This window comes from Dermacoccus nishinomiyaensis (assembly GCF_900447535.1).
GTDB lineage: Bacteria > Actinomycetota > Actinomycetes > Actinomycetales > Dermatophilaceae > Dermacoccus > Dermacoccus nishinomiyaensis.
This window is the reverse complement of sequence record NZ_UFXX01000002.1, coordinates 363,633-388,604: the sequence shown is the minus strand read 5'-3', so window position 1 is coordinate 388,604 and position 24,972 is coordinate 363,633. Positions and strand designations below refer to the sequence as shown.

Here is a 24,972-nt window from a genome sequence, read left to right as displayed (position 1 = left end):
GACCTGACGCGTGAACCCTGCGAGGGCTCTCACGATGCCCATTGATCTTCACATCCTTCGGACGAGTCGGCCCGGGGCCTCACGGTCTGGCCATCCGGCCTGCGGTCACGTACTGAGGTTGCCAGAGTCGGGCCACGGCGGGGGGAGCGTCCCGCCCGCCGGCCGGAGGTGCCCTTGCGGGACAAGCCCCATCGCAGGCACTGAACCCGCCTGCGCGTGGCGCCACTGCTCGAGGAGGTCGTCCTCCGACGCATTCTGCGCCTGACGCCAGTGGTTGCCCGTCTGCGCGGGTAGATCCGTGAGCGCGAGGGCTCGCGCGCCGGCCGTCACCTTGCGCTTGAACTGTTCGTACGAGCGCAGCGGGACGTGGAGGATCCGCAGCTCGGTGCTCCACTCGCCGGGGCGGGCGACATCGTGATTGCCCTCGCCCATTGTGACGAATGGGTGGGCGCGGAAGGCCACCTTCGACAGGTGCTGGGGCTGGTCGTCGACCTGCCAGCCGCCGTCGACACTCGGGAAGACATTGTGCAACCGCGCCTCGACGACGCTGGCGCGGGTGCGACCCAGCACCTCGACGAGCGGAGCGTCGACGCCGTACCAGTACTCGTCCGCGTCGAAGGGGAGGACCCACGTGGCGCCCGCGCGGCGGACCGCGTCGGCGAGCACCGTCATCTTCGCGCCCTGGTAATGAGCGGGTTCGGAGTCGATCCCGACGTGGAACCCGGGGATCTCCTGTTCGAGCCCGCGCAGAATCTCTAGGGTGTCGTCATCGGAGCCGTTGTCCATGACGAGGAAGTTCTCGACGCCCTGCTCCAGCAGGTGGCGGACAGTCGAGTCGATGATGTCGGACTCGTTCTTCACCATCGCGATGGCCCACACGCCGCCGGCGGCGGGCAGGGGCGGGATGTCCAGGTGCGGACGCACGCGCCGCAGCTGCTGGGCGAAGGGCCCCCGACGGCGTCGAAGAGCCGCGCCGGCCACCGTACGCGCATCGCGATTGAGGTCGGCTGCCTGCTCACGCACCCACGACAGCCTCGAAATCCCCGCGCTCATCCCGTCCCCTTCCGAGCCCACGTCACACCACGTGATCGTCGTCATCCTACGGTCTCACTATGACGTTCCCGATAGAGTGGGCGCTGCCGCCACGTAGAGTGAGGCATTGCGGGGCGACCACGCTCGACCCGCCTGGCGCGAGACAATGATCCCGGCGCACGGGGGCGGAAGGCAGCATGCACATCATCATCACCGGTGGGGCCGGTTTCATTGGCCAATACCTCGCCGCGCGACTCGTCGACGCGGGTCACGAGGTCACGGCGCTCGACAACCTCAGCGAGCAGGTGCACGCGGATGCCGAGGCCAGCCGCCGGCGTTTTCCCGGGCTCGTCATCGAAGGGGATGTCGCTGACGCTGCGGCCTGGGCGGGCCTGCCCCGCGCAGACGCCATCGTGCACCTGGCCGCCGAAACCGGCACCGGCCAGTCGATGTACGAACAGGATCGCTACCGCCGCGTGAACGTCGACGGCACCCGGCTCGCAGGCGACACGGCTCGCAGCTGGGGCGTGCCCCTGATCGCCATGTCGTCGCGCGCGGTCTACGGGGAGGGCCGTCGCGCTTGCCCCGAACACGGTGACCGGTACGGAACGGTCTGCTGCGAACAGTCCACACCGGCGCCGTCGCGCGAGAGCGACCCGCACCACCCCGTCTCCGTGTACGGCGAGACGAAATCCGAGGGTGAAGCTGCGCTGCGCGAGCACGCGGCCGCCATCCCGGTCGACATCGTTCGCCCGCAGAACGTCGTCGGTTTCGGGCAGGCGCTACACAACCCCTACACGGGTGTGCTCGCCGCGTTCCTCGCCCGGTTGCGCGAGGGACGCCCGCTGTCCGTCTACGGTGACGGCACGGCCACGCGCGACTTCATCCACGTCAGCGACGTCGCGGCGCTGCTCGCCTGGCTCGTCGAACACCCGAACGAGGTGGGCGAGGTGCGGGTCATCAACTCCGGCACGGGGGTGCGCACCGACCTCACCGAGCTCGCGACGTTCGCGCGCGACGCCGCGCCGACGTCCACGGGCGAGATCGAATACGTCGACGTCCACCGGGCGGGCGACATCGACCACGCCGTCGCCGACCTCACCTTCGCCGACAGCATCGGCGCGCCGCGCCCCCAGATGTCTAGCAAGGACGCGATCCAGGATTTCATCCGCCGCTCGTGGGAGGTTCCGGGCGCGGACTCATCGGCGTGGGACGACGCGCTGCGGGAACTGGGCGACCGAGGGCTCACGGGCTGAGCCGGCGAGACGTCGAGCGAATGGGAGGCGACATCGAGCGTGAGGAAGACATGACCGAGGTGAACGACGCGGAGCACCCGACGGTGCCGTCGCACGTGCGTCTCGAACTCGTGCACGCCTACATGCAGATCGTCGCTGACGCCTGCGGCGCAGACATCCTGCACGTCAAGGGGGCCGCCATCCATCCCGAACTGAGCGACGGACGACGCGGATCGCTCGACGTCGACATCCTCGTGCGCCCCGACCACGTCGACCTGCTGCTGGCCGAGATGCAGGAGCGCGGATGGAAGCGCGTCACCGGCTTCGAGGAGGGCTCGGCGTTCGGGCACGCGATGAACCTCTCTCACCCCCTCGGCATGGTCGACCTGCATCGCAAGTGGCCCGGTTTCGAGGTGAGCCCCGAGGACGCGTTCGAGGCGCTGTGGGCCGAGCGGGAGCAGCACGACATCGCCGACGTGGCGTGCACCGTGCCGTCCCTGCCCGCCCAGCGACTCATCCTCCTGCTCCACTACGGTCGCAGTGGCGGTCAGCGGGCCGGAGATCTCGAGCGCGGGTGGAACGAGGCCGATGGCGCCACACGCGAAGCTCTCGTCGCGCTGTCGCATCGCTTCCGCGCCGATCTGGCGCTCGCGGCGGCGACCGGCAACCTCGACGCCTACCGCTCCGACCCCGGATACCGGTTGTGGCACTACTTCTCGCGGGGTACTGGCGGGCGCTTCGAGGAGTGGTGGGGGCGCTGGAACGCCGCCCAAGGGGCCGGCGAGAAGGCGCGCGTCATCCGGGCCTTCCTCATCGTCAACGACGACCTGCTGCGCGCCCAACTCGGGCGTGAGCCCTCCACGCGGGACTACGTCGACGCCTACCTCGAGCGGCTGCGTCACGCGGGGGACGACGTGCGACGGTTGGTGACCCGCGTGGGCGAGGGATCCGGGCGCGAACGCGAGCGCCGCGATGCGGGCACGTGCACCGAGCCGAGCGGCGAGGGGGAGTCATGAGGTGGCAACGGCCCGCCGGTCTCGCAACGTTGCTGGACGATGACGTGCTGTGGGTGCTCACGAGCAGCCAGGGCCGCATCGTCCGCCTCGACGCAGTCGGTGCCACCATCTGGAAATGCGCGATCGGCGCCCCCGACGCTGACGCCGTCATCGAAGAACTAGCCCGGACGAACGATTGGGAACCCCACGTGATCAGAGAACACGTCGTGCACTTCATCGACGACCTGGTCGCCCGCGGCCTGCTCGAGAGGTGCGAATCATGAGTTCTGTCTATTCTCCGGCCCACGAGGCCGCCCGGCAGGCGCTCAAGGAGGAGCAGCAGACACCGATCGAGCGTCGCCTCGACCGCGTCGGCAAGAGCGTCGCCTCGTGGTGGGGGCCGATCGTCGTCGTGGACTTCCTTTTCGGGGTGTCGCTGATCGTCGTCATGTGGACCTTCAAGGCAGGGTTTCCCGGTGGCGTCATCACCGCTGCAGCCATGGTCATGTACGGCGCATTCCGTCGAGCTCTCGTCAGGGTCAAGTGGGGCGGCATCCTGCTTCTCGTCATGTTCGGCCTGTTGGCATTTCTCGCCGTGGAATCACAGCACAATGGCATGCCCTGGCTGCAACGGGACTTCAAGTTCTTCTTGATTCTTCTGGCGGCTGCAGTGATCGCGACGGGGCGAATCAATGTTCGCTCCCTCATCATCGGCGGCATGGTCGGGGCCATCCTGAATGTGCCCGTGTACTACCTGCATCTCACGCCTGATTTCTACCCGCCCTATCTCACGGGTTTCTATGGAGACAAGAACGTGGCGGGCATGTATTACGCGCTATGGGGGTGCCTTGGGCTCAGTGTCCTGCCCAAGCGCTGGCATCGTTGGTGGATAGCGGCTTCATTCGTCCTGCTCTTCTTAACCGGGTCGCGGACCTCACTCGCGGCGTATGGCGCAGGCCTGGCCTGGATGTACCTGCGCCCCCGTACGGGCGTTACGTTCAGACTCGGTCTTGGCGCGATCGGCTACTTCATCCTTAAGTACCTGATGGAAAACCTCAGCCAGTCGAGTGCCTTCGGTGACCGCAAGGGTGACGACTGGTTTCGCCACCAGATCGAGGAGGCCATGACAGCAAAGACGCACGTCACTCCTTGGTACGGCCTCGGTTTGAATCAGGGAAAAGTGCTCCTCGGAGGCGTCCGCGAGGCCTTCTTCCACAACTCGTATCAGCAGGCGTTCGTCGAGGGCGGCTGGCCCTTCTTGCTCATCGTGATCATCGCTTTCATGGTCATCGGACTAGGGATCTTCGATCGGCGTGTAGTCATTCCTCCGGTCCTTCTCAGGTTGGAGGGTTCAGTCGTGGTGCTGCTCGTGTGCGCCTGGAAACTGGGGGAGGTTTTCATGACACTGGGAGCTTTCATCATTCTCGGAATGTGCATGGCCCACCGATTGGGCGTTCCGCGCTCGATCTTCCGCGATGCCGTTCCGGCGCACCTGCAAGCCAGCTCGGCGCAGCCACTACGTGCTGGTTCGCAGGTACCCGCGACGGAACGGGCCCCGCGTACCTACCTCCAAGAACAGCAGGACGTCGATGTTCCCGTGTGATGCCGTCAGCGTCGTCATCCCCCACTACGGCGACGCGGAGCCGACCCAGGCGCTCATCGAGCAACTGCGAGCCCAGTCGGGTGATGTCGACATCCAGATCATCGTCGCCGATGACTGCTCGCCCAATCCGTTTCCGCAGACCACGGGCTGCGACGTCGTGCGCCGCACGGTCAACGGCGGGTTCGGCGCCGCCGTCAACACCGGGGTGAACGAGGCGCGACACGATCTCACCCTCGTGCTCAACAGTGACGTCGAGATCGCGCCGACGTTCATCACCGAACTGCTCGCGGGCGCGGCCCCGTGGCTGCCCGCCGTCGTCGGCACCGTCGTCTACGAGGACGGCGTCGAGCGGTGCGTCGGGCGCAACTGGCCCACGACGTCAAGCAACGTGCTCGAGACGCTCGACCCGTTCGCACGCCTGCACGGCGTCATGTGGTTCGAGAACCGGATCGGCAACGACGTCGCGAGCTGGCACTCGGACGAGCCGGAGATCGTGGACTGGCTCATCGGTGTGTCGATGCTCTTCCCGACGGCCGACTTCAGGGCCATCGGCGGCATGGACGAGCGCTACTTCATGAACTGCGAGGAGATCGACCTGCAGCGGCGCCTGCACGAACAGCGCGGCCTGCCGGTCGTGCTCCTGCCGGGCCCGCGCATCGACCACGTCGGTGGCGGCTCGTCCGACCCCGCGCGCCGCACCGGTTGGCTCATGGACGCCCGGTTCAAGTACCACGAGAAATGGAACGGCGGGCCGGGCCTGTACGCAGGCCTGCTCGGTGCCGCCGCCGTCAACCTCGTGTGGAACGGCGCACGCTCCCTGACCGGGCGCGACATCGACGCCGTCGGCAAGTTCAAGACCCAACTCGTGCAGGCGAACCACGGCTGGAAGGTGCGCACGTGACCATCATCCGCAAGGCAGTCGAAGCTCGAGCAGGGGTGCGCTACCGGCTCGCCCAGGCCACGATGCCGCTCAAGCGCGCCGCGTTCGGTCACATCGGCGCCGGCAGCGTCGTCATCAACCCGCAGATGCTGCGTGGCGTGCAGCGCATGTCCATCGGCGACGGCGTCATCATCCGTGAGGACGCGTGGCTCGCGACGGAGAACGACCGCTCGAGCATCACGATCGGTGATGGTGTCTACATGGGCTTCCGGGCTCACCTGCACTCGATCGACCCGGTGAGCATCGGTCGCGGCTGCGTGTTCGCAGACAACGTCATGGTGACGACGACCGACCACGCTCGCGGCGAGAACCGGCACGCTGTGCACGGCACCGGCGCCGTCGTCATCGAGGACGACGTCTTCCTCGGGCAGAACGTTGTCGTCCTGGGCGGCGTCCGCATCGGGGCGGGTGCGACGGTCGCTGCGGGCGCCGTCGTCATCCGCGACGTTACCGCCGGCGCCGTCGTCGGTGGCGTGCCGGCGAAGCAGATCGGTGGGGAGACGTCGTGACGCGGCTGCTCATCGTCTCGCCCGGATTCCACGGGTACTACACCTCGATCCGCCGCGCCTTCGAGTCACTCGACTACACGGTGGAGACGTACTGCTACGACGCCGCGACCTCGTCGGCCGAGCGGGTCTGGCGCAAGGCGCGTCACGAGCTGCCGGCCAAGCTGCGCGGCAAGGACGCTCACCTGTCGCCACAGGTCGTCTCGCAACGGGCGGCCTCACGCGTGCGTGAGGTGAAGCCCGACATCGTGCTCGTGATCCGCGGCGATGTGCTGACCGACGACTTCTGGCAGGCAGCGCAGACATCGGCCTCCCACGTCGCCGTGTGGATGTACGACGAGATGCGACGCACCGACTTCGATCCGCAGCTGGTGGGCCGCTACGCCCGCATGGCGACCTACAGCGCGTTGGACACGCAGGCCCTGGTCGGCCAGGGCTTCGACGCCCTGCACGTGCCGCTGGGCTTCGACGACACGGCCGCGATGAGCACGACGTCAGCCGGCCGGGGCGTGGTGTCGTTCATCGGTGCCCCGCTCGCCAAGCGCGAGGATGCGCTGCAGGCCCTCATGAGTGCGGGCGTCCCCGTGCAGGCGTGGGGGAGAGGATGGTCGGATCACCCGTATGACCGCGCGCGGACGTGGCGTCTCACGAGCAGGGGGATCCCCAGTGGCCGAGACGTGCCCGGCACGGACGCCCTCGCGATCATGCGCAACAGCATCGCGACACTCAACATCCACGGTGACCAGGATGGCTTCACGATGCGCACGTTCGAAGCCGCCGGTGTCAGCGCCGTTCAGCTGGTCGACCGAGTCGACGTGGAGGAGTACTACGTGCCCGGCGAGGAAGTGCTCGTCTTCGAGGGCCACGACGAGCTCGTCGCGCTCGCGCGGGATGTCATGGCCCGCCCTTCGTCCTACGCCGCGTTGCGAGAGCAGGGGCGTCGCCGCACGCTGGCCGAGCACACGCTGCGGCATCGCGCCGAAGCACTGGAGCACTTGTGGGGGTCCGAATGATCGAGACGCAGCCAACCGAGCCAGGGCCTGACCTCAGTGTCATCATCTGCGTGCTCAACGGCGCGCACGTCATCCGACAGCAGTTGGACGCGCTACGCGCCCAACGCTCGCGCATCCGCTGGGAGGTCATCGTCGCGGACAACGGTTCCACCGACGACACGCGGGATGTGGTCGAGGGGATCGCTCGAAATTTTCCCGTGCCCCTGCGGGTCATCGACGCCTCTGCGAAGAAGGGTGCCGGGGCAGCCCGCAACAGCGGAGCCCAAGAGAGTCGCGCCCGATTTCTCGCGTTCTGTGATTGTGACGACCAGGTGGCCGAAGGATGGGTCCAAGCAGCCCATGACGGGTTGCTGGCCCATGACGTCGTGGCAGGGCTCAACCGTGAGATGCGCGAGCCCTTCGACCCGGACGCGCCGATATTGAACCCCGAATGTGTCGTACGCGGTAGCTTCGGCAACGCCGTGATGAGCGGCAACGCCGCGTTCCGCCGCGATGTCTTCTTCGCGGCCGGGGGCTTCGACACAGCCCTGCCTCCATACGGCATCGAGGACTTCGAGCTTTCCATCCGGCTGGCCCTGCGGGTGGGAGCCGATGTGGCAGCGGCACCGGACATGCTCATGTACTTCCGCCCCACCAGCGACAAGCATGTGCTACTCCGCAAGGTCTATTCGGCGTCGTGCGGCGAAGTACTCGTGTGGCACCGCCACCCGGAGCTCTACCAACGCCTGCACCGGCTCCCTAGACTTGTCACGAGAGCTGTGACAGCCGCCCCCCGCAACGTGGTGCTGATGACTATGAGGAAGAAGCAGGCGACGCAAGCTGCTCGGGAAGTCGTGACATGCTGGGGGAACCTCGTCACCGAGGTCAAAATTCGAGCTGGTTCGCTCGCGGTCAAGCCTCCCGGGCTGCTTGACCCTCTGAGCTGATCGCGAGGTAGAGGGTCATCCGCGTAGAGCGGCGGTCACGAAACGCCGCAAACGTCGTCTGCGGCTGCACTCGCGCGAGGCGACGACGGACATGGCCTCCGCGTGATTGCGGACCATCTCGTCCCTCGTCGCCTGTCGGGCGTGTGCCTGGCCGCGGGCTGCAAGGCGATGAAGCGTCTGAGGGTCGGTCAGTTCTAGCAGTGCACGCGCCAAGTCACTCGCCGATCCAGGTTCCACCAGCAGGCAAGCCTCCCCGAGGGCCTCCGGCAACCCGCCCACGTCAGAGGCCACGACCGCGCAACCGCAAGCCTGCGCCTCCACACCCACGAGACCGTACGCCTCGCTCCAGAGCGAGGGAACGACCGCGATAGCGCTGTCGTTGAGGCGCGCGGCGACCGAGCTGGGGGACAGCTTGCCGAGAAACATGACCTTCCTCGAAAGGCCCGCCGACGCGACGCGCGCTTCCAACTCCTCACGGCACGGCCCATCGCCGATCACGTCGAGATGTGGGTCCTCACCGGTCGACTCGAGTTGTCGGATGGCGTCGACGAGGACCGACACACCCTTCTCCGGTGAGAGCCTCCCGACGAAGACGATACGGCGCGGGTCGCGGTTCTCAATGGGCGCCGTGCAGGTGAAGGTCGAGTGGTCGCACCCGTTGTGGACGATGCGTGCTCCGGGCCCCGTCTCATCGGCCACAGCAGCCGAGACGGCGATCCGAAGGTCAGCGCTCTTCAGAAAGGCAAGTTTGAGGCGTCGAGTCAGGTGGAAGACAGCCCGCCGAGGTGCGGATGATCGAGCCGCGGCGACTTGCGCGGGGTCGTCGGCGTCGAACATCCGCCCGTGGATGACATTGATCCGTGGCTTTCCTGTGAGGAGGGGGAGCCACGAGAGCTTCAGGACCGGGGAGTGAAAGACAAAGACGTCATACGCCGTGGAGGCTCGGATGGCGGCAAGAGACAGGCCGCGCAGGATGCGCGCGGGTGCGAAACGCGCATCGTCGGATGCCTCGGCCGGGGCAAGCGTGAGCACGTCTGCTGACACCGTCGGGTGGTGCCGTAACCCTGCGGCGAGCGACGAGACGACCTCTTCGACTCCTCCCACATTCGGGGGAAAGCTGTGCGTGATCAGGAGTGCGCGAGGCTTGCCGTGTCTCGCCGACCGCGAACGGCACCGAAACCGGGGACGTTTCGAGTGGTCGAAGGTGCCCGTCACGATGACGGCTCCATGTCCAGGGCCCCGGCCGGCGGCTCCACGGCGTCCAGCCTCCCCAGGCGCACCAAGTTGGCGAAGGACGGCGACTGGGCCTCCACCTCGGAGAACGTTCCGTACGCCTCCACGTGACCATCACGCAGATAGGCCAGGGCATCGACATCACGGACGGTCGAGAGGCGGTGGGCAACGATGATGGTCGTGATCTCACCCCTCAGGCCGTTGATCGTCGAGGTGATCTTGTGCTCCGTCGCATTGTCAAGCGCTGATGTTGCTTCGTCGAAAACGATCACCTGGGGCCCGCGATACAGTGCTCGCGCGATCCCGAGCCGCTGCCGCTGCCCCCCCGACAAGCGTGTGCCGCGCTCGCCGATCTCGGTGCGGATGCCATCTTTTAACGAGTCCACGACGTCACCCAGTTCGGCACGCTCGAGGCATCGCTCGATCCTCGCCGGATCCTGATCCGCTTCAGGAATACCGAACGCCACATTGTTCGCCAGGGTGTCATCGAGCAGATAGACATCCTGGGGAACGTACGCGACGGCATCGAACCAGCGCCGATCGTTCGCGTCCGTTCGGACCCCGCCGTACGTGACACGCCCCTCGGAGGGGGACATCAGACCGAGAATGATGTCGACCAATGTCGTCTTCCCGGAGCCGCTGGGCCCGCACAGCGCCATGGACGTTCCATGTGGAATCTGCAGGTTGATGTCGTTCAAAACATTGCCTGCGCCGTCTTCGTAGCTGAAGGAGACGTGGCGTATCTCCAGGTCGGAAGTGACGGGTAACGGACTCTGGTGAGGCACGAGCGTGCCCGCACGGCGACCTCGTGATGCGCTCTCGCCCGCCGTTCGAGGCATGCCGCGAAGAGCTGCGACGGTGATGTGCAGGCCTTCGCGGCCAAATCGAATGTTGCCGATGGTGGCCGTCAGCGAGACCATCAGCGGCAGAACCTTGACTGTGGCCGCGGCGAACAGGCTGAGAATGGGCATGGTGGATTCAGCGTTGCCCGATAGGACCGACGCGACGATGAGAATCGTCAGCCCGATCATCGTCACGAACTCGAGAAGGTTCTTCGGGAGCTGGGCCAGGAAGTTCGCCTTGCGGGCCGCTTGAGAGTTGGCGACGTTGTAATGGTCGTAACGGTCGACGAAGAAACTCTTCGCGCCATGAAGATTTGCCTCGCGGAAACCGTGCATGGCCTCCATCAACGTCTTGCTGCTGAGCCACGCAGAGTGCTGCGCGGCCTCGCCAGCGCGACGGTTCGCCGGGCCGAGTACACGCTGGATGATGAAGACCGCCACAGCGAAGTAGAGCGCCGCACACAGCGCCGTGACGGGGGTGACGACGATGAGCAGCGTCCCGATGGCCACGACCGACATCAGGGTACTCAGAACTCCGATGAACCCGCTGAGAACATTCTGGTGCGCTGCTTGAGTGGCAGCCCCAACGGTGCGGATGACCTCGCCGGTATTACGGCGACGATGCTCCAGGTAACCCTCGGACATGTAGCTCTGGAGCAGTTTCCGCGAGGTGCCCGTCTGCAGGCGTGTGACGACGCCCGCTCCCCACCACTGCAGGACGGCTGTGAGAACGGCCTTGATGAGAAAGGACAGAGCCATGAGAGCTGCCAGTGTGACGGCGAAGTGGTTCTTGTCCTGGCTGCCCAGGAGCCGATGAAGCGTTCCCAAAGTCCCCTCGTCGATGTTCTTGCCCATCGCGACCTGCATGAGGGGATAGATGGCGGCCACGCCCAGAAGATCCATGAGGGCGAGGAAGAATTGCGCGAAGACATTGGCGAAGAGTTGATTGCGGCTTCGCGGATCGAACGTACCGATGAGATAACGCAGGTCAGACCACACAGGATGCCCCCTTCAGTGGACGACGGCCCTGGGGCCGGTCAGAAGTCATTGGCAGCGTCCTTCTGATCGGCGTACCCGGCGATTGCTGCGGCCTCGACGAGGAGGGCGACCAGCTTCGTGGCAGCCATACGTGGAATGAACGGGAGGGCCCGATCGATGATGCCGGATGCGCGGCGGGCGCGGTCGTATTCGAGCGCGCGTTGCAGCACATTCTTCGTCACGTTCCATACCGAGTCGTTCGTAGGCGCGAGCCCCGCCGGAGCGATGCCGTCGTGGATCTTGTCGAAGAGTCGCTTCGCCTGGCCTGAACGGTAGGCACGACGAACGCGGGCCTCGGTCGTGCTGGCGGCTGCGTGATGCGTCGTCTCGAGCGACTGTCGGAGGACGATGGGGTACCCCGCTTCGTGGAGGCGCAGACCGTAGTCGACGTCCTCCCAGCCGTACGCCCGAAAGCGCACGTCGTAGGGACCGACCTTGTCCCACATCGTTCGCGTGACGGAGCAATTGCCTGCCCAGTACAACCATCGCTGGTCCGGCGTGGCCCTATAGGCCGCCTCGCGAAAGCGGCGGTCTGCGTCCCTCCCGTAGGCGCGTGCGTAGGGAGTGTCGGCCATCACATTGCGGTAGATGCCCACCACTCCACATTCGAGTTCCTCGTGGGCCTTGATGTGTTCGCTGACGAACTCAGGGCCGGGCTCGAGGTCGTCATCACAGCGGATGAGCACCTCACCCGTCGCATCTGCGAAGCCGGCGTTGAGGGCAGCGACACGTCCTCGGTTCTCGGGGAACACGATGGTTCGCAGACCGCGTAGCGGGTGATCGCGGACGAGGGCCTCGGAGCCGTCGATGTCACCGTCGAGGACGACGATCACCTCGAAATCCGACTCCGTCTGGCGCTGCAGTGCAGAGAGCAGGACGGGCAGTCGTTCTGCGCCGGCTCGGCTGGGGACGACGATGGAGGCCCTCATGCAGTAACAACTCCTCGAGTAGACGTGGGTAGGGACTGGAGTAGGGTCGCGAGGCGCCCTCTGCCTGCTTCGGGGGAGAACAGCGCCTCCCAACGCTCGTAGCTGGCAGTCAGCATCTCGGACCAGGGGGCGTCGAGCCCAGCAGTCAGCGTCCGGGCAAGGTCTTCTGCATCGCCTGCACGAGCTACGAACGGGTAGTCCGCGCCAACCACTTCAGGTAGGGCTCCGGAGTCGCTGACGACGAACGGGCAACGAGCGCCCATGGCCTCCGCCGCGACCAAGCCGAACGGCTCGGCCCACGTCGACGGGAAGACGGCGAGATCGATCGCAGAGAAGAAGTCATTTCGGTCCATCCACCCGGGGCAGGTCACACTGTCGCCGAGTCGGTGAATGGCTGAACTGACCCGACGTTCGTCCTGCGTGCTGACGAAACGCGCGTCACCGGCAAGGAGCAATTCGACATCGATGCCTTCGTCGATCATCGAACGAACGGCATCGCACAAAACTGGCACGCCCTTGTCGGAAGACAGGCGCCCCAAGTACCCGATCCTCGGGGTCGGCGCGGGAGCCCGGTGTCGGCGTGGGGTCGGCGGCGCGGTCCAGTTCGTCAGCACCGTACTTCCTGGGATCTGATGCGACATGAAATCCGAGGGGACGATCGTCGCCAGGCTCTGTCGTCGAGCGAGGTGCGAAGCCGCCGCGAGCGGACCCCGCGGCTCCTGGTGCAGATGAACGACCCGTCCCACATGGCCGGAGGTAGCGAAGGCAGGCCGCAGACCGTTGCACCACAGGATGCCCTGGCGTTCGTCCTGATCCCAACGCCGAAGGTTCGTCAGGTAGCTACGACGGCTCGAGCCCGGGATGGCCACCGTTGAGAAGCCACGCAGACGCGCTCGTCGGACGACCTCTCCCGGGTCCGCGGGCGCCACCACGGTGACGTCGATCTCGAGTTCTCGAGCAGCTTCGGCGATCGCGAGGAGCATGACCTCGCCGCCACCGAATGTCCCCTGGTTGGAGGCGATGGTCAGTCGATCAAGCATGCTGCTCCTGGCTCAGGAGCGCGCCGGCCTGCGCGTAGACCGCGACGATCTGCTCGGCCATCTGCGCCACCGTCGGAATGGTGGCCGGCAGCGTCGGACGTCGGTCGAGGTGGAGGCCCTGATCGATGATCGCCGCGGCGGCACCGTCGATGTCGCCGAGCGAGACCAGGCACTGCGGCGCGACGATCTCGCCGTTGCCGCCGATGTTGCTCGCGACGACGCCGAGACCGTTGGCCGTCGCATCGAGCAGCGTGTACGAGAGGTTGTCGGCCTTCGACGGCTGCACGAGGATGTCGTGCGTCGCCATGGCCTCGTCCGGGTCGACGAAGCCGACGAACCTCGCCGCCTCGCCGAGACCGAGTTCGGCCGCGAGCTGCTTCAACGCGCCCGCGTCCTCACCCGTGCCGCCGACGCTCAGCGTCGCCTCGGGGTGGGTCTCGAGCACCTTCGCGAAGGCGCGCAGGGTCATCGCCACGTTCTTCTCGGCGGACAGACGCGTCAGCGACAGCACGCGCAGGCCGGGCTCGCGCTGCTGCACCCGCGCGGGGCGGTCCACCCCGTTGAGTACCACGGTGACGGGCGCGGACGGGCGCCAGTAGCGCAGCATGTCGCGCTTCGTCGACTCACTCACGGCGATGAGCTGGGAGAAGCGTCGGATGCGGGCGTGATGGGCGGCCTGACGCGAGTACGCCCTGACCTTCGTCCCGTGGAACACGAGGGGATCCTCGGGGATGTGGTGCTCGCTGGAGACGAGCGTCACCGGCAGACCGACCGACGCCATCGTCACGAGGAAGTCGGCCTTCGCCAGGTGCGAATGCACGACCGCCGGAGCCAGCTTCTTGATGACGCGGCGAAGCTGCGCCACGACACGGGGGAGCGGCTGCTCGAGGTCGAGTGGGACGACGGGGCAGTTCAGCGCCCGCAGTTCGTCGAGCAGCGGCCCCTCGGGCGCGGCGACGACGAGCCGGAACCCCGGCAGCCCGACGCGCGCGACGTCGATGAAGTGCCGTGCCACACCGGCCAGGTTGGAGACGGGCGCCACCCACAGGGCGATCGGCTCAGACATGCCATTCTCCTCGTCGGACGACGATCGAACACTCGGGCCGCGCGAGCTGGGACGTCGTGCGCGCGCCGGCCGGGCCCGTCAGAACCACGCCTCGAGCCGGTCGAGAGCCGTCCAGAAACCCTCGCCGTTGTTGACGTGGCCCTGCCAGATCTCGGGAATGAACGGGATGCGCGGGGCTAGACGCTCGAGCTGAGCGGCCGTCGTCGGCCAGTCGATCTCGCCGTCACCGATCTGCGGCCCCTCGCCGTCGACGCCCTCGGCATCGACGATGTGCAGGTGGTCGCTGAGCGGGGCGAGCTTCTCGACGTACTCGCTGAACGGCTTCTTCGTGAAGTTTGCGGCCAGCTTCGAGTGCGACAGGTCGAACGTCAACCGGCGCCCGAACTGCTCGCAGAACCAGACGGTGTCGTCGACGTCCATGAACAGGTTGTGGTGCTGCTGGCCGCCCATGAGCCACGGGTACGGCGGCAGCGTCTGCGCGGTCAGGCGCACGTCGGCGTCGTCGATGCGCGCGAGAGCCTTCGCGATGCGCTGGTACTTGACGGTGCGCTGCGCCGGCGTGTCGAAGGCGTCCATCGTGAACCCGCCCATCGTGCAGATGACGATGGGGGGTTCGGTGTCGTCGAACCAGCGGTTGAGGTCACGCGTGATCTCGACGACCTTCTGGACCTCGACGATCGAGCGCTCCCACGTCGCGTCGTCCTCGCTCGCGAGGTTGATGATGAAGTCACCGGCGTACAGATCGGGACAGTGGACGGTGTGGAACATGCCGTCGAACTTCTGGTGGCCGAACGCATCCGCGATCTGCTCGGGGCTCATCTCCACGTCCTTGTAGGACAGGTGGAACTCGAGGAAGTCCGGGTTCGTCAGCGTCTCACCGGCACCGAGCAGCTTGCGCGCGTCGTGGTAGCGCACCGGCAGTCCCCAGGGGCGCTTGAACTCGTACGCGCGCCCGTGCGCGACAGCGTCCGTCAGATCGGTCGCGTAGAAGAAGTCACCCGACTCGATCGGGCGCCGCATGGTGCGGCCGATGAGCGCCTCGAGACGGTTCGGCTGCAGGCCGCGGCCCGGCGACTTGATCGTCACGTCCTCCCGCGTCAGCTTCTCGCCGACGGCGATGTCACGCGTCGCGACGAGCGACTTCGCGAGATTCGCACGGTTCATCAGCTCACCCGTGGAGACCGCCCGCGTCTCACCGTTGCCGAGCGCGAGCTCGACCTCACGGATCTTCGTCACCATCTCGGCGAACTCCTCGGGCAGCAACGAGACCTGGTGGTCGTTGCCCTCGAGGCTCTTGTCGATCGTGAAGTGCTTCTCGACGACGTGCGCACCACGCGCCACGGCCGCGATCGGCACGTGGTAACCCCGCTCGTGCCCCGAGTAGCCGACGGGACACTCGCCGATGACGCCGAGGCGATACATGTACCGCAGATTGATGTCCTTGAAGGGCGCCGGATAGGTCGACTGCACCTGCAGCAGGACGAACTCGCCGCCCGCCTGACGCATCACCTCGACGCTCGCGATGATCTCGTCCTCCGTCGACATGCCCGTCGAGACGAGCATCGGCAGGTGCTCGGCGGCGCACGCACGCAGCAAGTCATGGTTCGTCATGTCGGCGCTCGCGATCTTCAGCGCCGGGACGCCGTAGTCGGCGAGCACTCGCAGCGACGCCTCGTCCCACGGTGTGCAGAAGGCGTCGATGTCGACGCTCTTGCAGTAGTCGAGGATCTCGATCATCTGCTCGTTCGTGAACGAGTACTTGGCGAGCAGGTTCATCGTGTACTGCGCGCCCAGGTCCTCTCCCGCGCTGGAGGCGAAACCTCCCTGGCGGTACAGGCCCGTCAGGTCGCGCAGCTGGAACTTCACCGCGTCGGCGCCGGCACCCTTCGCGAGATCGACGAGCCGCTTCGCGAGCTCGATGTCGCCCTGGTGGTTGTTGCCGATCTCGGCGATGACGAGTGTGGGGTGGCCCTCACCGATCGTATGGCGGCCGATCCGCACCTCGCTTCCCACAGCATTGCGGGCGACAGCGCGCACATGGCCGCGTTCGTCGACGAGTGGGATGACGCGCACGCCATCACGGAAGGCCTGCGAGATCGTCGACGTCTCGGTACCGAACGCAAGCTTCACCGGCGAACGGTGTGCCGCCTCGATGACGGGCGTGCTCAGGTCGCCGCTGGGGTGGGAGGTGACCCAGCGACGGAAGTCGCCGTCGGACAACGCTCCCTGCAGGATGCCGTGCGAGTCGACGCAGAAGACGATGCCCGCCTTGTTCTCACTGATCTTCGCGAGGGCCGCGAGGATCGTGTCATCACTGAACACGACATAGGGCGCGATCTCCCGGGCAATGGTGGTCATGACTCTCCTGAAGTCATTCGGCGCACGCCGACGGTCGTCAAGCCGTGACACGGCGTGTGATGCTGCGGTCTGCACACCCCCGCGCGGACCAGGCCAGGCAACCAACTCGATGTGATTCATCATAACCGGCCGCGGTGGCTGGCGCGCTGGGCTGCGGGCGCCCAACCGGCCGTGTGGCAACCGTCACGCGCCGCGTTCGCTCATGCGGCGCCACAGGCTCTCGGCGAGGGTGAAGTCGTGCTCGGCGTCGATGTCGATTCCTTCGAGCGGATCCATGACGAACAACTCGATCGAGCCGCCGAGGCGGTTGTGATGCTTCTCGTAGATCTCGGTGCGCGTCAGGTACAACGACCCCGTCTCGCGGTAGCGCAGCTGATCGGGCGTCAGATCCTGACGGCGGGGGCGCGCCTCGTACGGGTAGAGCGCTTCGACCTGCGGCATGCGACGCCACATGAAGATCTCGGCCGGCACGACGCCCACCATCGAGTCGGCGCCCGTGACGGCGAACTCGTCGAGGCAGCGCGCGAGGGTGCCGGGCAGCCGCAGGGGAGAGGTGGCCTGCAGGAACATCACCTGATCCGGCCGGCCGACCTCGGCGGTGATGACCTCGATGGCGTGCTCGATGACGGGCTCCGACGCCGTCGTGTCACCCGCCAACTCGTCGGGACGCTCGATGACCTGCGCGCCGGCGCCACGGGCGACGTCGGCGATCTCGGCGTCCTCGGTCGAGACGTAGGGGGTCAGCCCGCGCGTCGCGAGGACCTGCTCGATCGTCCAGACGATGAGGGGCTTGCCCTCGAGCAGCTTGAGGTTTTTGCGGGGGATGCCCTTCGACCCGCCGCGTGCGGGGATGATGGCGGGCGTCGCGTTCGACATGACGTCCAGCCTAGGTGAGTCGATATGATCGCCCAAAGGGGTGCCGCGGCCGCAGGCCGACGGGGGAGGACGGGGGAGTTCCATGATCGACATCAGTGTGATCATTCCGTGCTACGACGCTAACGCCACGCTCGGGCTGCAGCTCGAGGCGCTGTCGCGTCAGCTCGATCCGCCGATCTTCGAGGTACTCGTCGTCGACAACCGTTCGTCGACGCCACCGGACGAGGTCGTCGAGCAGTTCACCGACCGCATCGCGAATCTGCGCGTCGTGCGGGCGACGGAGGCCCAGGGCATCTCGGTGGCCAGGAACGTCGGGGTGCGCGAGGCCGCCGCCGAACTGGCCGTCCTGTGCGACGCCGACGACGCCGCCGGTCCGACGTTCGTGCGCGCGGCGTACGAGGGGCTGACGCAGGCCGACTTCGTCACGGGCGCCGTGACGATGATCGACGCGGCCGAGTTCACCGAGGGCCTCGATCATGTCTGGGAGGTGCTCGGACCGGGCGCCGATCCATACGGGGCACTCGACTTCTCCGCGGTGGACCTCAACCCCGGCTACCCGATCATGATGGGCGGGGCCTGCGCCTTCAGCAAGGACGCCGTGCGGGCCCTCGACGGCTGGGATCAAGCCTTCTTCCCGGGTGTGGAGGACAACGACTTCGCGCTACGTCTCGTCGCGGCCGGCTACACCCTCGGCAAGAGCTGGGGGATGACCCTGGCCGAGCGGCGACGTGCCACGACCAGCGCCGCGTTCCGGCGGGCCTACGACGCCGGTCTCATGCACATGAAACTCTGCTCCGCGCACGACCTGTGGGCGACCTCGCCGCATCTGCATGCGCCGCGCTGGTACGTGGACATGGCGAAGCTCCCCGGCGCGGCCGCCCGCATGGCGCTGCGTCCCGCCGAGCAACGCGACCTGATCGGACTCGCGGCACGCGCCGGACTCCGAGCCGGCCAGGCGCGGGGATTCGTGCGCTACAAGGTGCGCCGCGAACCCATCGAGCGCCGCACGGGCATCGGGCTGACCTGACCGCCTGCCTTCATCAGTTCGCGTCCGGGAGGGTCGACACCAGCCAGAACACCTCGTGATCCGGCAGGTTCGCCGCCTCGAGCAGACGCCCGCGCTGATCGAGAACCGGCAGCTGCGAGGCGTAGTGACGCAGGTGGGCGTGCTTGCGCTCGACGTCGACGGGCACGGTGACGCGGGTCGCGCCCACGCCACTCGAACGCTCGAGCCGCGCCACCTCGTCGTCGCCGCGCGCGTGCCACAGGTAGGGCAGATCCTCGAACAGCACGAGCTGCACACCCGGGTGGCGGGCCGCGACACGCAACGTCAGATCGCGCAGCGCCAGGTGATCAGGGTTCGCTGCGAGACCGTCCTCACCCATCGTGCGGCGCCGCCGACGCAGATGCTCCTCGTGCAGGAGCCGCTGCGCCGCAGACCGCACACCGCCCTTGACGCTCGCCAGGAGGCCGGCAGAGCCGGGTACGGCAGAGGGGGCTTCAGCCGGCTCGCCCGCGGGCGCCTCGCGCTCGCGGAGCGGTTCGTCGTTCGACGGCGTCGCCGACAAGGCCGCGCCGCGCCGCGCCGCGACGGCGTTCTTGACGCGCTTCGCCGCGTCGAGGGCGGGCTGCCACACGGGCGGCGGCATGTGCAGCCCCGCACAGGCGGGGGTGATGACGACGCCGTCGGGATGCGCCGTCATCCACGCGTCGATCTCGGCCTCGATGCCGGGCAGTGCGGCGCGGTGCTGCTCACGCGTCGCATAGGCGCCTTCGAGAGCGTCGAGGTGACGGGTCCGGGCCGGCGTCCCGGCGAAGGCGCGTGCGTCCTCGTCCTTGCGAGCGGCGATCGTCGCGTCCGAATCCGCGAACCCGCAGCCGAGGTCCCAGGACGTCGTCTGAGGCGGTCGCGGCGCACCCGTGAAGACCGTCCACACCTCGCACGGGTGATCGAGCGCCACCGACGAGGCGCTGAGCATCGCATCATCCATGTGCGGTGACAGCAGCAGGATCTCGCGGGAGGACAGCAGCTCCGATAGCGTTGGCTTCTGGGCGAGGCTCGTCATGACGACCATCATCGCGCACGGAGGGTCAGCCGTGCGCACGTCGGCCGCAGCAGAGCGCGCCCATCGCGCCGACCCGGGGGAGAACGGGCCGCGCTCACGACGACGGAACGGAACCGACGATGAGTGTACGGGGCGCCGGCCTTCTGCCCGACCTCGAGCAGTGGCAGCAGTGGGAACGGGGTCGACGCCGTGTCATGAACACGGCTCGGGGCCTCAAGCACCGCGCACGGCCCGCCGCGCCTGAGCAGGCTGTGCTGCACCTGCCCGCGGACGAACCGCGCACGCTCGTCATCATCGAGAAGTTCACGCCGAGCTGCCGCCAGGCGATCGTCGCGCCCCTGCGTCACCTGTCGCCCCGCACGACGGCCGTGCTCACGCCCGCCGGCCACGACGTCGACGACGTCATGCCCGGGCTCACCCCGACGGCCCACACCGGCACGCAGCAGCTCGCGCCCTCGATCACCTCGGTGCTGTCGCTCGGGGCCTACCTCGGCCTGTCCGCGCCCGTCGAGGCGTGGGCCGCGCGTCGCGACGTGCCGTTCCACCTCGTCCAGCACGGCCTGCTGACGCCCGCCTCGCCCCCCGCGTCGCGGGGCGCGCACGTCCTCGCGTGGTCGGACGACGACGCCGAGTACTGGTGGGCCGGGCGCCTGGACGTCAGCGTCGACGTCGTCGGGTCGCAGATGCTGTGGGAGGTCAGCCGGATGCCCCGTGCCGAGGTGACGAACGAGCGGCCGGTCATGCTGGGGCAGCTTCACGGCACCGAACTGACGCGGGCGCAGGCCCTGCGCACGTATTGGTCGGCGTGTCGCGGCCAGGGGGGCGGCGGCATGGATTACCGCCCCCACCCCAACGAGAACGACGCCGTCTCACGCGCGCTGCACACCGTCATGCGACGTGGAGGCATCACGTTCGACTCGACGTCGAGCCCTCTTGCGGAGCTGGGACGCCCCGTCGTCTCCATCTTCTCGACGGGCACGCTCGAAGCCGCGATGCGTGGGCTGCCCGCCTGGGTGACGGCCACCGATCCGCCTGCGTGGGTGCGCGACTTCTGGCGCCGCTACCGCCTCGCGGAGTGGGGGAGCGAACCGACCCCGCCCTGGCCCATGCCCGACGAAGAACCCGCCGCCGCCCTCGCCCGCGCCGTCGAAGGAGCCTGACGATGACCGACGCGCGCTCGAACGGCGTTTCACCCCAGGAGGCCACGACCGGTCCGGTCCCGGCCCGCTCGCGTCCGGCATCTGTCGGGGTGAGCAGGCCCCGCGTCGCCATCGCGCACGACTACATCACCCAGCGCGGCGGCGCCGAACGCGTCGTGCTCGCGATGTCGCGCGCGTTTCCGGACGCGCCGATCCACACGACGCTGTACAACCCGTCGACGACCTTCCCCGAGTTCGCGGACAAGACCATCATCGTCTCCCCGCTCAACCGCATCGGGGTGCTACGCCGCCACCATCGCCTCGCGCTACCCCTGCTCGCGTGGGCCTCGAACCGCATGACGATCGACGCCGACGTCGTCGTCGCGAGCTCCAGCGGGTGGGCGCACGGCTTCCCGACGAAGGGCAGGAAGTTCGTCTACTGCCACTCGCCGGCGCGCTGGCTCTACGCGAGCGACGACTACCTCGGCGCTGACGGTCGCCGCAGCCTCAAGGGCGCCGTCCTCGAGGTGCTCAAGCGCCCCCTGCTCGCCTGGGACGCGAAGGCCGCCGCGACGGCCGACGTCTACGTCGCCAACGCCAACGTCATCGCCGCGCGCATCAAGCGCGCGTACGGCTACGACGTCGCCGTCATGCCGCCGCCGTTCGGGGTCGACGACGCGGGGGAGCGCACGCCCATCCGCGCGGTCGCGCACTGGGGTGAGTCGCCGTACTTCCTCGTCGTCTCACGCCTCATGCCCTACAAGAACGTCGACGCCGTCATCGACGCGATGAGGGGGCGGCCCGAGAAGTTGCTCGTCGTCGGCGCCGGGCCGCTGGCCGACCAACTGAGGGCGAGCCGCCCCGACAACGTCGAGATCGTCTCCGGTATCAGCGACGAGGAACTGCGCTGGGCCTATGCGGGCGCTGCGGGTCTCGTCGCCGCGTCGTACGAGGACTTCGGCCTCACACCCCTCGAGGGCGGCGCGTTCGGCAAACCGGTCGCCGCGCTGCACGCCGGCGGCTACCTCGACACCGTCATCGACGGCCTCAACGGCGTCTTCTTCGACGCCTCGACCCTTGAGCAGATCTCCCGCGCGCTCGACGAGCTGCGGACCCGCGACTGGGATGAGCGAGCCATCCGAGAGCACGCTCAGACCTTCAGCGAGGAGAACTTCGTCCGCGCGCTATGCGACGCCGTCGCCGCCCTCTGAGGGCGCGCGTTCCGGCCCGACCCTCGCGCTTCGCGACATGACATCGGCCTCACCTCGAACGTTCGAGGTGAGGCCGATGTCATGTCGCAGACCGCGCGGTCAGTCGCGACGCTTGTGCCGCAGCGAACGGCGGCTCGGCGGCTGAGCGTTCGGCTGCCATTCGGTGTCTGGCGCGCCGGCGTCGTTCGCACCGACATGGCCCGCCGCGTCGCGTCCGGCGACGTGCGCCCCGTTCTGGGGCAAGTCGGTCGAGGAATCCCCCGCGCTCGTCGACGGTGTGACGCCACTGCCGGAGGTGGCCGTGGCCGGCGCGGACGACGACGAGGTCGGGGCGTTGCGCTGCTCGAGACGACGCTCGGCGCCTGCACCGACCGGCCCGTCGACGAGCAGACCCGACGTCGACGGCGCGGGCGTCGGGGCGTCCGGCTCGGCGGCCTCGTCGGTCTGGCCGTAACCGTAGCCATAACCCGAGCCCAGAGCGCCGTAGTTGCCGGCGCCGTAGCCGTAGATCGCGGCGCCCATCTCCTTCTCGGGCGTCATGTTGAGCACCGAACCGAAGTACACGGCGCCGACCTGGTCGAGGATCTTCGTGCACAGGGCGATCTGCTCACGGTGCGTCTTGCCGTAGTGGTAGACGACCGCGGCGCCGTCGGCGGCGACGGCGAGCAGGCCACTGTCGGTGACGGGCAGCAGCGGCGGCGCGTCGAGGATGACGAAGTAGCGCTCCTGCAGCGCCTCGATGACGGCCGTCATGCGGCGCGAACCGAGAAGCTCCGACGGGTTCGGCGGGATGCGGCCGGAGGTGATGAGGACGAGGTTCTTGTGATCGCCCTTCTGCAGGACGTCGTTGAGCGTCGCCTGGCCCGTCAGGACCTCGGTGAGGCCGACGCTGTTGTCGACGTCGAACGTCTCGTGGACGACGGGGCGACGCAGGTCGGTGTCGACGAGGGCGACGGGCTGGCCGGCCGCGGCGAGCACGCGCGCGAGGTTCGCGGCGACGGTGGACTTGCCCTCACCCTGCGCGGCCGAGGTGATGACGAGTGAGCGCGGCGGCTTGTCGGCGGAGACGTAGCGCAGGTTGGTGCGCAGCATGCGGAACGCCTCGGAGGTGTTGCCGAGCGAGCCGAGCCCGCCGCGGCTCGGCGTCGCGAGGTTCTTCGCCTTCGGGATGACGCCGAGCACACCCGCGTTCGTGATCGTCTCCAGCTCGTTCGTGTAGCGGATGCGCGAGTCGAGCTGCTTGCGCAGCACGACGATGACGAGGCCTGCGAGCAGACCGACGGCCGCGCCGATCGCCAGGTTGATGGGCCACTTCGGCGAACTCGGTACGGACGGCTTCGAGGCGTTCTGCAGCGGCAGCACCTGGTAGATCGTCGAGTGCGTGGTGGTGCCGAGCGTCTCGCGGCGCTTGATCTCGTCGTTGACGGCGTTCGCCGCCAGGTTCGCGGCGATCTGGGCCTTCTGCGCCGAGCTGGACGAGGCGGCGAGCTGGATGAGACCGCTGCCCTCCGAGCTCGCGCCCGCTATGCTGAAGTCGCCGGCGCTCAGCTGGCCGTTGGAGGCCTTGACGATACGTTCGCTCACCGACTGGCTGCCCGCGACCTGCGCGTAGTACGACGCGCGGCCGGAGGCCAGCATGTTCGACATCTGAGCGTTGACGGCGTTGTCGGACGAGCCCGCCGCCACCTGTGCGGTGGCGCTCGTCTCGTAGGTGACAGGACGCGTCAGCGTGTAGCCGGCCGCGAGGAGCATGCCCGCGAGCAGGCAGCCGAGCAGAAGTTTGAGGTTGGAGCGCGCGATGCGCACAACATCGAGAATGGTCACAGGATCTCCTGACGCCGCGCCTGGTTCACCCCTGCCAGTCCAGCTCTGCCGGTCCACCCCAGCGGCGACGAGTCGTATGTATGGTGCCGTAACTCTATCGCAGGGGTGAGGCGCGCGGGCCGCGGTATGACGGACGAATACCGCGGCGCCGCGCGCTCAGCGCCGTGAGTCGAACGCCCGTCCGAACCGGTTCGGCTCGAGCGCCCCGGGCGGCTCAGGAGGTCGGGGTCTCCGGGCGGTCCGTGGCGACGATGAGCTGGCCGACCTTGTCGCTCACGAGGCGTCGTGCCTCGACGTCGAGCTGCGCGTCGGTGACGAGCACGTCGACGCGTTCGAGGGGAGCGATGGTCGACAGCCCGACGACGCCCCACTTCGTGTGGTCGGCGACGACGATGACCTTGCGCGCCGCCGCGATGAGCAGCCGGTTCGTCTCCGCCTCGAGCAGGTTGGGCGTCGTCAGCCCCGCGTCGAGGTCGATGCCGTGGATGCCGAGAATGAGCGTGTCGACGTGGATGTCGGCGAGCATCCGGTTCGCGACGGGGCCGGCGAGGGCGTCGGACGGGGTGCGCACGCCGCCGGTGAGCACGATGTTCTGATCTTCACGCACCGGGTCGTAGAGCAGCTCCGCGACGCGGGGGGAGTTCGTCACGACCGTCAGCCGCTTGACGGGCCGCAGTTCGACGGCGACGGCGTAGGCCGTCGTCCCCGCGCTGACCGCGATCGTCTGGCCGTTGCCGATGAGGCTCGCGGCAGTACGGGCGATCTCCGACTTCTGCACGGGGTTCATCGCCGACTTCACCCAGAAGCCAGGCTCGTCGATGGGGTGATCCCCGACGGCCGTCGCGCCGCCGTGCACCTTGAGTACGAGACCCTTGCCGGCGAGGAACTCGATGTCACGACGGATCGTCATGTCGGAGACACCGAGCCGTTCGACGAGGTCGCTGACGCGCACCCCACCGTCGTCCTCGATGCCGCGCAGGATCGCTTCCTGACGCTGTCGTGCGAGCATCCACCCTCCCGATGGTCCGGGGCGCAGCGCGCCCCGCTCGTGCTCGACCGCGGCTCGGAGCGTTCGGTCGATTCAACAGAAACCAACATAG

At 67.8% G+C, this 24,972-nt stretch carries 22 protein-coding genes; 11 read left to right on the top strand and 11 right to left on the bottom strand.

From position 1 onward, the window contains the following. Nucleotides 1-105: 105 nt before the first annotated feature. Nucleotides 106-1,053 carry a glycosyltransferase family 2 protein gene (locus DYE07_RS13580; protein ID WP_172463031.1) on the bottom strand — a complete coding sequence of 316 codons (948 nt, stop codon included), beginning with the start codon at nt 1,051-1,053 and terminating at the stop codon, nt 106-108. Between the two features lie 176 nt (nt 1,054-1,229). On the opposite strand from DYE07_RS13580, the gene DYE07_RS13575 reads away from it, so the two are divergent. The 8 genes from DYE07_RS13575 to DYE07_RS13545 are packed head-to-tail and all read left to right on the top strand — an operon-like array spanning nt 1,230 to nt 8,250. Continuing rightward, nucleotides 1,230-2,288 carry an NAD-dependent epimerase/dehydratase family protein gene (locus DYE07_RS13575; protein WP_115297291.1) on the top strand — a complete coding sequence of 353 codons (1,059 nt, stop codon included), beginning with the start codon at nt 1,230-1,232 and terminating at the stop codon, nt 2,286-2,288. 50 nt (nt 2,289-2,338) lie between these two features. Continuing rightward, nucleotides 2,339-3,283 (top strand): nucleotidyltransferase family protein, encoded by a 945-nt coding sequence (locus tag DYE07_RS13570; RefSeq protein ID WP_172463030.1) that lies wholly within the window; start codon nt 2,339-2,341, stop codon nt 3,281-3,283. Further along, a complete protein-coding gene (locus DYE07_RS13565; protein ID WP_115297289.1) occupies nt 3,280-3,546 on the top strand; it encodes a PqqD family protein in 267 nt (88 codons plus the stop codon). Before DYE07_RS13570 ends, DYE07_RS13565 begins: the two co-directional genes overlap by 4 nt. After that, entirely contained in the window at nt 3,543-4,865 is a 1,323-nt protein-coding gene (locus DYE07_RS14850; protein WP_172463029.1) for an O-antigen ligase family protein, read from the top strand. Before DYE07_RS13565 ends, DYE07_RS14850 begins: the two co-directional genes overlap by 4 nt. After that, a complete protein-coding gene (locus tag DYE07_RS13560) occupies nt 4,852-5,766 on the top strand; it encodes a glycosyltransferase family 2 protein (RefSeq protein ID WP_172463028.1) in 915 nt (304 codons plus the stop codon). The genes DYE07_RS14850 and DYE07_RS13560 overlap by 14 nt, the downstream gene beginning before the upstream one ends. Next, nucleotides 5,763-6,314: an acyltransferase gene (locus DYE07_RS14845; protein ID WP_218564394.1), complete on the top strand. Its 552-nt coding sequence runs from the start codon at nt 5,763-5,765 to the stop codon at nt 6,312-6,314. Before DYE07_RS13560 ends, DYE07_RS14845 begins: the two co-directional genes overlap by 4 nt. Next, the gene (locus tag DYE07_RS13550; RefSeq protein WP_115297287.1) at nt 6,311-7,324 is read left to right on the top strand and encodes a CgeB family protein; all 1,014 of its coding nucleotides are present in this window, start codon (nt 6,311-6,313) and stop codon (nt 7,322-7,324) included. The genes DYE07_RS14845 and DYE07_RS13550 overlap by 4 nt, the downstream gene beginning before the upstream one ends. Beyond that, entirely contained in the window at nt 7,321-8,250 is a 930-nt protein-coding gene (locus DYE07_RS13545; protein ID WP_115297286.1) for a glycosyltransferase family 2 protein, read from the top strand. The genes DYE07_RS13550 and DYE07_RS13545 overlap by 4 nt, the downstream gene beginning before the upstream one ends. Nucleotides 8,251-8,265: 15 nt before the next feature. Here the strand turns inward: DYE07_RS13545 and DYE07_RS13540 are convergent, their stop codons facing one another. The 7 genes from DYE07_RS13540 to DYE07_RS13510 form a co-directional block, all read right to left on the bottom strand. Then, a complete protein-coding gene (locus tag DYE07_RS13540; protein ID WP_147286947.1) occupies nt 8,266-9,465 on the bottom strand; it encodes a glycosyltransferase family 4 protein in 1,200 nt (399 codons plus the stop codon). Further along, nucleotides 9,462-11,324 carry an ABC transporter ATP-binding protein gene (locus DYE07_RS13535; protein ID WP_115297284.1) on the bottom strand — a complete coding sequence of 621 codons (1,863 nt, stop codon included), beginning with the start codon at nt 11,322-11,324 and terminating at the stop codon, nt 9,462-9,464. The genes DYE07_RS13540 and DYE07_RS13535 overlap by 4 nt, the downstream gene beginning before the upstream one ends. 38 nt (nt 11,325-11,362) lie before the next feature. After that, a complete protein-coding gene (locus DYE07_RS13530; protein ID WP_115297283.1) occupies nt 11,363-12,292 on the bottom strand; it encodes a glycosyltransferase family 2 protein in 930 nt (309 codons plus the stop codon). Continuing rightward, entirely contained in the window at nt 12,289-13,332 is a 1,044-nt protein-coding gene (locus DYE07_RS13525; RefSeq protein WP_115297282.1) for a glycosyltransferase family 4 protein, read from the bottom strand. The genes DYE07_RS13530 and DYE07_RS13525 overlap by 4 nt, the downstream gene beginning before the upstream one ends. Then, nucleotides 13,325-14,398: a glycosyltransferase family 4 protein gene (locus DYE07_RS13520; RefSeq protein ID WP_115297281.1), complete on the bottom strand. Its 1,074-nt coding sequence runs from the start codon at nt 14,396-14,398 to the stop codon at nt 13,325-13,327. The genes DYE07_RS13525 and DYE07_RS13520 overlap by 8 nt, the downstream gene beginning before the upstream one ends. A 78-nt stretch (nt 14,399-14,476) precedes the next feature. After that, nucleotides 14,477-16,756, bottom strand: coding sequence for an N-acetylneuraminate synthase family protein (locus DYE07_RS13515; RefSeq protein WP_115297280.1), 2,280 nt, complete (start codon nt 16,754-16,756; stop codon nt 14,477-14,479). A gap of 183 nt (nt 16,757-16,939) precedes the next feature. Next, on the bottom strand, nt 16,940-17,632 hold the full coding sequence (locus tag DYE07_RS13510) for an acylneuraminate cytidylyltransferase family protein (protein WP_115297279.1): 693 nt from the start codon (nt 17,630-17,632) through the stop codon (nt 16,940-16,942). An 82-nt stretch (nt 17,633-17,714) separates the two neighbouring features. Between DYE07_RS13510 and DYE07_RS13505 the strand changes: the two genes are divergently transcribed. Beyond that, complete coding sequence (locus DYE07_RS13505) at nt 17,715-18,659, top strand: glycosyltransferase family 2 protein (RefSeq protein WP_074046107.1); 945 nt, start codon at nt 17,715-17,717, stop codon at nt 18,657-18,659. A gap of 13 nt (nt 18,660-18,672) precedes the next feature. Here the strand turns inward: DYE07_RS13505 and DYE07_RS13500 are convergent, their stop codons facing one another. Beyond that, nucleotides 18,673-19,698 (bottom strand): hypothetical protein, encoded by a 1,026-nt coding sequence (locus tag DYE07_RS13500; protein WP_147286946.1) that lies wholly within the window; start codon nt 19,696-19,698, stop codon nt 18,673-18,675. 119 nt (nt 19,699-19,817) lie between these two features. On the opposite strand from DYE07_RS13500, the gene DYE07_RS13495 reads away from it, so the two are divergent. Continuing rightward, nucleotides 19,818-20,858: a prephenate dehydrogenase gene (locus DYE07_RS13495; RefSeq protein ID WP_115297277.1), complete on the top strand. Its 1,041-nt coding sequence runs from the start codon at nt 19,818-19,820 to the stop codon at nt 20,856-20,858. Between the two features lie 2 nt (nt 20,859-20,860). Beyond that, nucleotides 20,861-22,048: a glycosyltransferase gene (locus tag DYE07_RS13490; protein WP_115297276.1), complete on the top strand. Its 1,188-nt coding sequence runs from the start codon at nt 20,861-20,863 to the stop codon at nt 22,046-22,048. A gap of 99 nt (nt 22,049-22,147) precedes the next feature. Here the strand turns inward: DYE07_RS13490 and DYE07_RS13485 are convergent, their stop codons facing one another. Both DYE07_RS13485 and DYE07_RS13480 read right to left on the bottom strand, forming a co-directional pair. After that, nucleotides 22,148-23,872: a polysaccharide biosynthesis tyrosine autokinase gene (locus DYE07_RS13485; protein WP_147286945.1), complete on the bottom strand. Its 1,725-nt coding sequence runs from the start codon at nt 23,870-23,872 to the stop codon at nt 22,148-22,150. A gap of 214 nt (nt 23,873-24,086) precedes the next feature. Further along, nucleotides 24,087-24,881 carry a DeoR/GlpR family DNA-binding transcription regulator gene (locus DYE07_RS13480; protein WP_115297274.1) on the bottom strand — a complete coding sequence of 265 codons (795 nt, stop codon included), beginning with the start codon at nt 24,879-24,881 and terminating at the stop codon, nt 24,087-24,089. Between the last annotated feature and the right edge of the window lie 91 nt (nt 24,882-24,972).